Raw genomic sequence first — 8,917 nt, 5'->3', positions numbered from 1 at the left:
ATGATTATTACGGGGCGGCGGAGCCGCCTGTCCGGTGGTGGCGGAGCCACCTGTCCGGACTTTCGGAGCCACCCCGCATGATTATTGGTTACCTTGCTTTTTCAGGATCCAATCCGTAGACTTCTCGCATGGAGATATCTTTGGATGGATCAGCGCTTTCAATGTCGATCTTGTAGGAATCGTAGGAGATACGATCCATGATCGCATCGGCAAGAGTGCTCTCGCCGCCGCAGATCTGCTGATACCATTCTTCCTCCCGGAACTGGGAGCAGAAGATCGTGGAAGATCTCTTCCTGCGTTTATGGATCAGCTCAAACAAGTTCCTGGCCTCCGGCTCGGTGAGCTTCAGGAGCAGCCATTCATCGATGATCAGCAGGACCGGCTTTGTGTATTTCTTGAGTACGGCGGGAAAGTTCCCGTTGTCCCGGGCTGCCTGCAGGTCAAGGAGCAGGTCCGGAAGGCGGACATACTGGACCGTATAGAACTGCTTGCAGGCTTCCATGCCGAAGGCGCAGGCCATGTAAGTCTTTCCGCTTCCGGTTGCGCCGGTGATGAAGATGTTCCGGTACTCTGTGATGTATTCACAGTTCGCCATGCGCTCGATCAGGGCTTTGTTGATCTTCCGACCGGAGTGATAATCTATCGCAGCGACGGAAGCGTCAGGCTGTTCGAACTCCGCTTTGCGGATCAGCCTTTTGAGCCGGTTGTTTTTCCGGCTGGTATACTCGATATCAACAAGCATGCCGAGCCGGTCATCGAAGGGGACTTCCTTCATGGAAGGGTCATCCTTCTGGATACGGAAAGCGTCAGCCATAGCGGTAAGACGCATTTCAATGAGTTTGTTAATGGTGCTTTCGTTTGTCATGATCGTTTACCTCCGTAGTATCTGGCGCCTCTGGTTATACCGCGCGGCTTCGCCTGCGCATCTGTTCCTGAAGAAAGGCCGGTATCCGGTTCCTGCTTCATGACAGTGAGAAGATTTTTGATGCTTTTGTAGCTGGGTTTCCCGCTGTAGGACAGTGCCCGCTCACAGACTTTCTCAAGGCGCTGCGGCGTATGCTTGTCTGCCAGTCTCAGCAGTCCCATACAACTTCTGTACGACTGCTGTTCGACCCGGCCGGAGGTGAGGATCGCATCGACCACCTTTCGTGTGTTCGGCCCGATCTGATCCGCCCATCTGCGGAAACGGCTGCCGTTCCACTCCAGATATTTCTGGTGGTCATCGGGCATGTGCTCAGTGACCGTGGAATATTGGCCCCTCCTGCCGTGAAGCTGGCGATGGGAAGCGATCCGGTCGTGATTGTAAAAAACTTCAATAGTAGTGTCTGTCACCCGCACATCGACCTTATCCTTGATATACTGATGAGGCACGGAGTAGTACATACCGTCTACTGCGATGTGATAGTTGAACTGGACGGTGGCTCTTTTCCACTCAGCCGGTTCGAAGGGTGTGGCAGGCAAAGGTGCCAGTAATGGCTGTTCTTCCCCAAGAAACAGACTGAGCCTGCTGCATTCCTTTTTCTGGAACTGTCTGGCATTGTAGATGTCGAGCTTCTTCCGGATGGCTGAGTTCAGCTCAGCCAGGGAGAAGAACTGTTCATTCCGTAAGGCGGCTGTGATCCATGTGGATATCTTGCCCACGGAGCCCTCTACGTTCGGTTTGTCCTTGGGACGGCGCACGCGGGCCGGCAGGATCGCGATGTTATAGTGCTCCGCCATTTCGTGATACGTCGTATTGAGCACCGGTGTATACCAGTCGCTCTTTCTGTGATCGACAGCTGTCGTGCAGTTATCGGCCACAAGCATCGGTGTCACGCCGCCGAAGAATTCAAACATGTGAACATGGGCCCTGATCCAGTTCCCGGTCCTCTCGTTCATAAAAGCTTCGACGTAGGTGTACTGACTATAGGTGAGAACACCCACGAATAGCCAGCAGTCGGTAATCTCACCGGTGTCCGGATCGATGATGTGTGCAGGATCGCCCGCCCAGTCGACTTCGATCTGTTCACCGGGCTTCCGGGGGATGTGCATGGTTGCACGGCGTTTCTGCTCGTCTCTGCGGATGTATTCACAGAACTGGGAATACATGAGAGGCTCTTCACCGGCTTGCCGGCATTCCTCGCAGTATTCGATCCACAGAAGCTTTTTGGTAACACCGTTCCGCAAAAGTTCCTTGCGGATGTAACTGTAATCGGGCAGACGTCTGTCTGTTGCCGATTTCTCACTCGGGAACAGAAGTTCCCCAAGTGCGCCGTCGGTCATGCCGAAATCGAGAGGCCATGAGATGCTTAGTTCATCAGCCCTGTCGATCACGCGCCTGACCGTGTTGCGTGAAACACTGCAGCTTCGTGCAATGTTCCGGTCGCTGAATCCCAGGCTTTTTAGCCGAAGGATCTCACGATACTTGGTCATAATGGTGACCCTCCTTTATCTGTAGTCACGCCGGAGCGTGCCTGTACAGTATAAAGGAATCTATGGTTCAGGAGCCGCAAAGTGGCTCCGAAACTCCGGAATTAGTGGCTCTCATTCTCCGGAATGGTGGCTCTCAAAGTCCGGACAGGTGGCTCTGAGGAGCCCGGAATAATCAGAAGAGGTTGAGAAGTATAAAGCCTCTCTGGACATGAACCGGACGAAGTATAAAATCGTCAGCGAAGAAACTCAGTCAGATGGTTCTGTCATGATCAAAATCATTAAGCAGTACAACACAAGTCCCGTTGGCGATTATCTGGACTGAAAAGAATATCGTTACGACACAGTATAGCGTGTAGCCATTGGCGTAAAACCAGCTGATGGATACACGCTATTTTTTTGAAAGGATGTGATTCCAGTGGAACAGAAAACAAATCAGTTTTTAGGGGAAGAGCATGTCGGCAAATTAATGCGGAAATATGCGATTCCCTGTATCATCTCTCTTCTGGTCGGCGCACTCTACAACATTGTCGATCAGATTTTTATCGCAAACGCATCATATCTTGGCTCATATGGCAATGCTGCCAATACGGTGGTTTTCCCTCTTACGGTTATTGCACTGGCGATTGCTGTCATGATTGGCGATGGCTGCTGTGCCTTTGTAAGTCTGAGTCTTGGACGAAAACAGCCTGAAATCGCCAAGAAGAGCGTCGGTAATTCGATAATCATGGTAATTGTCAGCGGCATATTGCTTTGTGTAGTGTATCTGATTTTCAGCAATCAGATCATTGCTATGTTCGGAGGAACCGTGAATGCAGAGACATTCCGGCATTCAAAGGAATACTTCTTCTACATTACGCTTGGCATTCCGTTCTATATGTTTGGGCAGGCTCTGAATCCTATCATCAGAGCAGACGGAAGTCCTAAGTTTGCTATGGCATCCACACTTGCAGGTGCAGTGATCAACATTATACTTGATCCGGTTTTTATCTTCGCTTTTAAATGGGGCATGATGGGTGCAGCTGTTGCCACTGTTCTTGGACAGGTTGTAACTGCTGTTCTTGCAATCTGGTATATCGTTCATATGAAGTTGGTAAAGCCCACGAAAACAGACTTTAAGATGGACGGAGGTGTTTGCCGTAAGACGCTTGTTCTTGGTATAACCAGCTTCTTGTCACAGATTTCTTTGGTTGCGGCAATGGCGGCAATCAACAATATGATCAGGAAATATGGTGCGCTCGATCCGGTTTTCGGTCAGGAACAATATGCGCAGATTCCAATGGCAGTTGTTGGTATTGTCATGAAGTTCTTCCAGATCGTTATTTCCATCGTTGTCGGTATGGCTGCCGGATGCATTCCTGTTGTTGGATTTAATATGGGAGCCGGGAAGAAAGATCGTGTTAAAGAGCTTTTTACAAAGCTGCTTATTGCAGAAGCTACAGTTGGCCTTATAGCACTTCTCATTGTAGAATTGTTCCCGCAGCAATTGATTAACATTTTTGGCGCAGCAAATGAAAGTGCATACTATACGGACTTTGCGATTAAGGCATTCCGTATTTACCTTTGCATGATGATCTTCGCTTGTGTGAACAAGGCCTGCTTTATCTTTCTTCAGGCGATGGGAAGGGCAGCGGAATCAACGGTGCTTTCCATGGTTCGTGAGATTGTTTTCGGTGTCGGCTTTGCGTTGCTTCTGCCAGTTTTCTTCGGCCTCGATGGGGTCTTGTATTCTATGCCGCTGTCGGACATTCTCACATTTATAGTTGCAATCATTTTAATCTTCAAGACTTATAAACAATTGGGAGGTGAAAAACCATGCTTAACAGAGTAATTACAATCAGCCGAGAGTTCGGTAGTGGCGGGAGAACAATCGGCAAGAAAGTGGCTGAAAAACGGGGCATTCCCTGTTACGATGCGGAGCTAATCCAAAAGATTGCTGAGGAAAGCGGATACACCGCTGACTATATTAAAGAAGAGGGAGAATATGCCTCTGGAGGCTGGCTGTCTACGGTTTTTACAGATCGCACGATGGGATTAACAAATCAGGATAAGCTATGGAATATTCAAAGCAGAGTTATAGAGGAATTAGCGGGAAAAGGATCGTGTGTTATTGTTGGACGCTGCGCAGACTATATTCTCAGGGAGAAAGCAGACTGCCTAAAAGTATTTATCCATGCAAGTATTGAAAAAAGGGCTGAGCGTATCGTTAGAAAGTATGGTGAGCGTGAAGAAAGTCCTGAACAGCGTTTGAAGGAAAAGGATAAACGCAGGGCAGCGTATCATCGTTTTTATACAGATATGAAATGGGGACATGCTCAAAACTATCACGTATGCCTCGACAGTGGTGAACTTGGTATCGATAGGTGTGCGGAGTTGATCGCCCAATTATATTAGAGAAAGCAGAAGATAGGAAGTAGGATGAAAGGCTCCCAAACTGCCATTATCGGTAGTAAAGGAGCTTTTTTGTGCTTCGATGTCGATTGTGATGCAGACTTGAATTCCACGGTGAAATGGTCGGCGAAGACGGTGATCTTCTCGATGAGCTCCTTCGGAATGATCGCTTCGTGGTCGCCCTCGACGTAGTATTGAGGGACGGCGGCGGGTTGAAGTTCATCATGGACAGGTCTCTTGAATACCATCAGAACCACCCATACCCATTCTGGATCAACAAGTTCTGGCCTCCAACGAGTACAGGAAAATCAAAGGAGACGAGGCCTCAACCGGAACAATTGGTACGAATACGACGAATCCGCTGACGATCCTGCTGCAGCGCAGCGACTTTTCCAGAGAATCCGCTCGCTACATAAAAGAAGCACCACGAGTAATACATACGGCAGAACTCACCGGAGATTTTTGAAGCCGATAATAATGATGAGGGATAAAGACTACGCAGAAAATTGACAAAACAGACACGCTACAGACACGCTCAATACAATTCTGAGTGGCCGCAAGTACACCGTCGATACATGGGATCACGCTGACACCGGCAGGACAGAGTTTCTATCCGGCTGCAAAGAAAATGGCTGCTATGTATGAGTCCGCCCGGGAGAAAGGCCGCAAAATTGCTGACCGGAAATCCAGCCTTACCATCTTCTACAATTTCTGCTGGAATGATCGGAGCGTTGACAGCCAATCACCATACACCGATCGTGGACGACTTTTACAAGATATGCCGGGAGGAGATCCATTAATCCTTTGAATAATACGAGCTCTTTAATTGTGCATCATAATTTCTTAAACGTACTTCGACCCCTCTCGGATGCTGAGCGGCGCCATTTCACTGTGGTGTTCTCTGATGAACTCTCTCACCCAGTCTGGGTTCGTCTTAGAATAGTCACGGAGGGCCCAGCCTATGGCCTTGTTGATAAAGAATTCTTTACTCCCGAAATTGTTTACGAGAATCGATTTAAGTAAATCTGCATTTGTATTTTCTTTTCTTCCTCTCTGATGGTCGATGGCGGCCCGGCGGACCCAGAAATCGGGATCTTTCGACCATCTCAGCATCAGCTGGTCCACTTCCGGATTTGGAAATTCAATGTTTCCGATGATTTCATCCAGAGAATCCACGCTGTCCCACCACTGTTTTGATCGGAGGTATTTCTCCAGATGCGGAATGTCGGATACCGTCAGGTATTTATGGAGCCTGAAAAGGTAATCTGCCACAAAATACTGCATTTCCCGGTGTTCATCCTCCCAGCAGAGATCCAGAAGTTCCCAGTTTATTTCTTTTTTCTTCATTTCTTCCTTTAAGATTCTTTTATAGCAGGCTCTTCTGGCTGCGGCCTTGATGCCATAGAAAGCGAACTGATTCCGCATATAGGCAGCCATATGAACGGCGTCATCAGGATTCGCGGCCGCACGGAAGTTCTCGTCGAGCTCTTGGCATATTTGTTTTGTCCCGGTCATGGTGATTCCCTTCCTATATGGTAAAGTTCTGGCTATTTCCAGCGCGGCCCAGCCGGTGATCAGGACCAGTTCCGTGGTCACGATGCGGTGAAAGACCCTGGTCGTCAAAAGCAGCATGACAAGGTATAACACGACTGCCGCAAACAGGATCAGCCTTCCGCTGAGTTTCCGGCCGGCCTCACCGGGAAGATGACTGGACCCGCTGAGAGACAAAATCTGGCCGGTTAAAAGTTTCTGAACTTTCATCCGATCTTTCGCTCGAGGGTGTAAAGTATTAGTGGGAGTTTAGAAACTGGAAAGGGGATCTCCAAGTGCTAAGATAATAGTGAACAAATTACATCATGCACTCGAAAGGAGATCCCTATGACACCTATTATACATGAAATCGCAACTGAATTCCTGGAAAATGTTCTGGAAACACTAAAACCTCACGAGGGTATGAAATGGGAAGAGACCAGTGCAAAGCTTATGAAGTGCTGCAAGGAAACGACCGCCAGGTTCATTCGCGCCGCAGCGGAGGGGCTCGAACAGAAATTGAGAAATGACAAAGCTGGCCGGAAACAGCTTGGACTCACGATCAAGGCCAGAGAAGGAAGATGATCAAAGCAGAGTCGACCGATGCATACAGGAGCTGCTGGATGACGCGAAGGGAAACAGGGATCTAACAGAAAAAGTCAACCGATTCGGTGTCTATCTGAACGGGAATTGAGAGCCAATCGTGAATCGATTCAAGATAGACATGCCGGGAAGCTGCACAGAAGGATTGGTCAGTCATATCCTGTCGAAACGATTCAGCCGTGAGCCGCAGGGATGGAGTGATGCAGGACTCGGATGCTGATTCAGAGCTATGGAGCAGCAAGAGACCGACTAAGTTGATTGAATATGAGCATGCGCAAAAGGGCTGGAAGGAGTTCCAGACAGTGACTGCGTACAGCTCAAAAAAACTTGGAGATCTGTCAAGAAAAACTCCCACTACTTCCTGACACCATCTCGCTGATGACGTAACTTCATTATATGAGGCTGATATGCTATACTGTGGAAAGAACGTGGCTATTTGCAATATGTATTCCAAGATATAAATCAGAATTTAGCAGGAGAAAGTAGAACCAATATGAAACAATATGTTGTTGATGCATTTACAGATAACGTATTCCACGGTAATCAAGCAGCAGTCTGTGTATTGGAGCAGTGGCTGGACGAAGAACTGATGATGAACATCACCAGAGAAAACAACTTTTCCGAGACTGCTTTTACGGTCAAAGAGGGAGATAAATGGCACTTGCGCTGGTTCACACCTGGAGGGGAAATTGATCTTTGCGGTCACGCAACGCTGGGAACTGCTTATGTTCTGTTTCGTTTCTTTGAGACAGAGAAACAGATGCTTGTTTTTGAGACACTGTCTGGAGATTTGGTTGTTACAAAGAAAGATGATTTACTGGAAATGGAGTTTCCGGCATATGAACTAAGGCCTGTGGAAGTAACAGAAGCAATGGCTGATGCGATAGGTGTCCGACCTTTAGAAGCATATATGGCAAGAGATCTTCTTTGTGTACTCAAGGATGAAATGGCCGTTCGGGAACTGACTCCTGACTTGGAGAAGATAAAACAGCTTGATGGCTTGCTGTTGCACGTAACAGCTAAAGGCAGTGATGAGGATTGCGTTTCTCGCAGTTTTGCTCCGAAACTTGCAGTGCCGGAAGATCCGGTTTGTGGTTCCGGGCACTGCCATATTATCCCATATTGGGCTGATAAACTCGGTAAAGATGAATTGGTTGCATTTCAGGCATCACAGCGTGGAGGAACGTTATATTGCCGTAAGGACGGAAAAAAGATATTCATAGCAGGAAAGGCGGCATTATATTCTGTTGATGAATTATTTGTAGAAAAGAGTTAGATTCCAGTTCAATGTGTTTTGCAATGTCGCTGATACAATTGAAGGTAATGGAGCAACATCATATTTCTGACAAATTCCCGAACAGTATATCCCCGCTTTGACCAATTTCCAGACAGCAAGAACCGACGTGATTATGTTCCTCACTGTCTCGTTGCACGTCGAGACAGTGGCTCTGCTAACAAGAACAAATTGAAAGAGGGCTGGAAAAGCCCGTGTTTAAGCCATTTCTGCGGCATCCGTCTTTCTGAGAAGAGAGGCGGGTGCCGCGTTTTCTTTTAGAAAAAATGTAAGAGTTGCTCTGGCGTGACTGTGGAAAGGGTATTTGAGCAGAAATAGAAAAGAAGGCAATGCAGAATCATCATCTGCACCGCCTCCGCTAGTGTCAAGAATTGTTCGCAAAAAGTTTCCATTGAGTCCCCGATAATGATCAGGCGGCCTGTTGTTCAAGGATTTTTGTGATGGCGGATTCACGAATGTAACTCCGTGATGTCGACCAGTCCTCAGAATATTCCATCAGGTAGGTTGTCACCAGCCGAACGTAGGAGTCCTCGTTCGGAAATACGCCTACGATGCTTGTCCTGCGACGGATCTCGCGGTTCAGGCGCTCGATCATATTGCTGGAAGAGACTTTCCTGGGATCAAGGTCCGGATATCCATAAAAGGTCAGAGACTCATCCAGGCCGTTTTCCAGGCACTCGATCGCCTTGG

General features: G+C 48.1%; 9 protein-coding genes. 4 read left to right on the top strand and 5 right to left on the bottom strand.

What is annotated here, in order from left to right; translation table 11 throughout:
• Nucleotides 1–88: 88 nt before the first annotated feature.
• On the bottom strand, nucleotides 89–865 hold the full coding sequence (gene istB / locus BLQ24_RS09615; RefSeq protein ID WP_090164604.1) for an IS21-like element helper ATPase IstB: 777 nt from the start codon (nucleotides 863–865) through the stop codon (nucleotides 89–91).
• Nucleotides 862–2,412: an IS21 family transposase gene (gene istA, locus BLQ24_RS09610; RefSeq protein ID WP_090164603.1), complete on the bottom strand. Its 1,551-nt coding sequence runs from the start codon at nucleotides 2,410–2,412 to the stop codon at nucleotides 862–864. Before istA ends, istB begins: the two co-directional genes overlap by 4 nt.
• A 415-nt stretch (nucleotides 2,413–2,827) precedes the next feature.
• Between istA and BLQ24_RS09605 the strand changes: the two genes are divergently transcribed.
• Together BLQ24_RS09605 and BLQ24_RS09600 are read left to right on the top strand one after the other, a co-directional pair.
• Nucleotides 2,828–4,240 carry an MATE family efflux transporter gene (locus BLQ24_RS09605; protein WP_242869635.1) on the top strand — a complete coding sequence of 471 codons (1,413 nt, stop codon included), beginning with the start codon at nucleotides 2,828–2,830 and terminating at the stop codon, nucleotides 4,238–4,240.
• Nucleotides 4,225–4,803 (top strand): cytidylate kinase-like family protein, encoded by a 579-nt coding sequence (locus BLQ24_RS09600; protein WP_090164711.1) that lies wholly within the window; start codon nucleotides 4,225–4,227, stop codon nucleotides 4,801–4,803. The genes BLQ24_RS09605 and BLQ24_RS09600 overlap by 16 nt, the downstream gene beginning before the upstream one ends.
• Here the strand turns inward: BLQ24_RS09600 and BLQ24_RS10225 are convergent.
• Both BLQ24_RS10225 and BLQ24_RS09590 read right to left on the bottom strand, forming a co-directional pair.
• Entirely contained in the window at nucleotides 4,800–5,048 is a 249-nt protein-coding gene (locus BLQ24_RS10225; protein WP_207644950.1) for a hypothetical protein, read from the bottom strand. The genes BLQ24_RS09600 and BLQ24_RS10225 overlap by 4 nt on opposite strands.
• A gap of 595 nt (nucleotides 5,049–5,643) precedes the next feature.
• On the bottom strand, nucleotides 5,644–6,561 hold the full coding sequence (locus BLQ24_RS09590) for a DNA alkylation repair protein (protein WP_242869634.1): 918 nt from the start codon (nucleotides 6,559–6,561) through the stop codon (nucleotides 5,644–5,646).
• 117 nt (nucleotides 6,562–6,678) lie between these two features.
• Between BLQ24_RS09590 and BLQ24_RS09585 the strand changes: the two genes are divergently transcribed.
• Together BLQ24_RS09585 and BLQ24_RS09580 are read left to right on the top strand one after the other, a co-directional pair.
• Nucleotides 6,679–6,915: a hypothetical protein gene (locus BLQ24_RS09585; RefSeq protein ID WP_090164709.1), complete on the top strand. Its 237-nt coding sequence runs from the start codon at nucleotides 6,679–6,681 to the stop codon at nucleotides 6,913–6,915.
• Between the two features lie 511 nt (nucleotides 6,916–7,426).
• Nucleotides 7,427–8,209, top strand: coding sequence for a PhzF family phenazine biosynthesis protein (locus BLQ24_RS09580; RefSeq protein ID WP_090164708.1), 783 nt, complete (start codon nucleotides 7,427–7,429; stop codon nucleotides 8,207–8,209).
• A 427-nt stretch (nucleotides 8,210–8,636) separates the two neighbouring features.
• Here the strand turns inward: BLQ24_RS09580 and BLQ24_RS09575 are convergent.
• Nucleotides 8,637–8,917 (bottom strand): transposase (locus tag BLQ24_RS09575; protein WP_176755920.1); only part of this gene is annotated, 281 nt, incomplete at its 5' end.

The sequence above is a fragment of the Eubacterium pyruvativorans genome, from assembly GCF_900102225.1.
Classification (GTDB): domain Bacteria; phylum Bacillota; class Clostridia; order Peptostreptococcales; family Anaerovoracaceae; genus Aminicella; species Aminicella pyruvativorans.
The sequence above is the reverse complement of the archived record's forward strand: the minus strand, read 5'-3'. Positions and strand labels throughout refer to the sequence as shown.

What these genes read in the sequence shown, in the direction of transcription:
- BLQ24_RS09580 (WP_090164708.1), top strand. Translation starts at nt 7,427, where the DNA reads ATGAAACAATATGTTGTTGATGCATTTACAGATAACGTATTCCACGGT.
- istB (WP_090164604.1), bottom strand. Translation starts at nt 865, where the DNA reads ATGACAAACGAAAGCACCATTAACAAACTCATTGAAATGCGTCTTACC.
- BLQ24_RS09585 (WP_090164709.1), top strand. Translation starts at nt 6,679, where the DNA reads ATGACACCTATTATACATGAAATCGCAACTGAATTCCTGGAAAATGTT.
- BLQ24_RS09590 (WP_242869634.1), bottom strand. Translation starts at nt 6,561, where the DNA reads ATGAAAGTTCAGAAACTTTTAACCGGCCAGATTTTGTCTCTCAGCGGG.
- BLQ24_RS09600 (WP_090164711.1), top strand. Translation starts at nt 4,225, where the DNA reads ATGCTTAACAGAGTAATTACAATCAGCCGAGAGTTCGGTAGTGGCGGG.
- istA (WP_090164603.1), bottom strand. Translation starts at nt 2,412, where the DNA reads ATGACCAAGTATCGTGAGATCCTTCGGCTAAAAAGCCTGGGATTCAGC.
- BLQ24_RS10225 (WP_207644950.1), bottom strand. Translation starts at nt 5,048, where the DNA reads ATGGTATTCAAGAGACCTGTCCATGATGAACTTCAACCCGCCGCCGTC.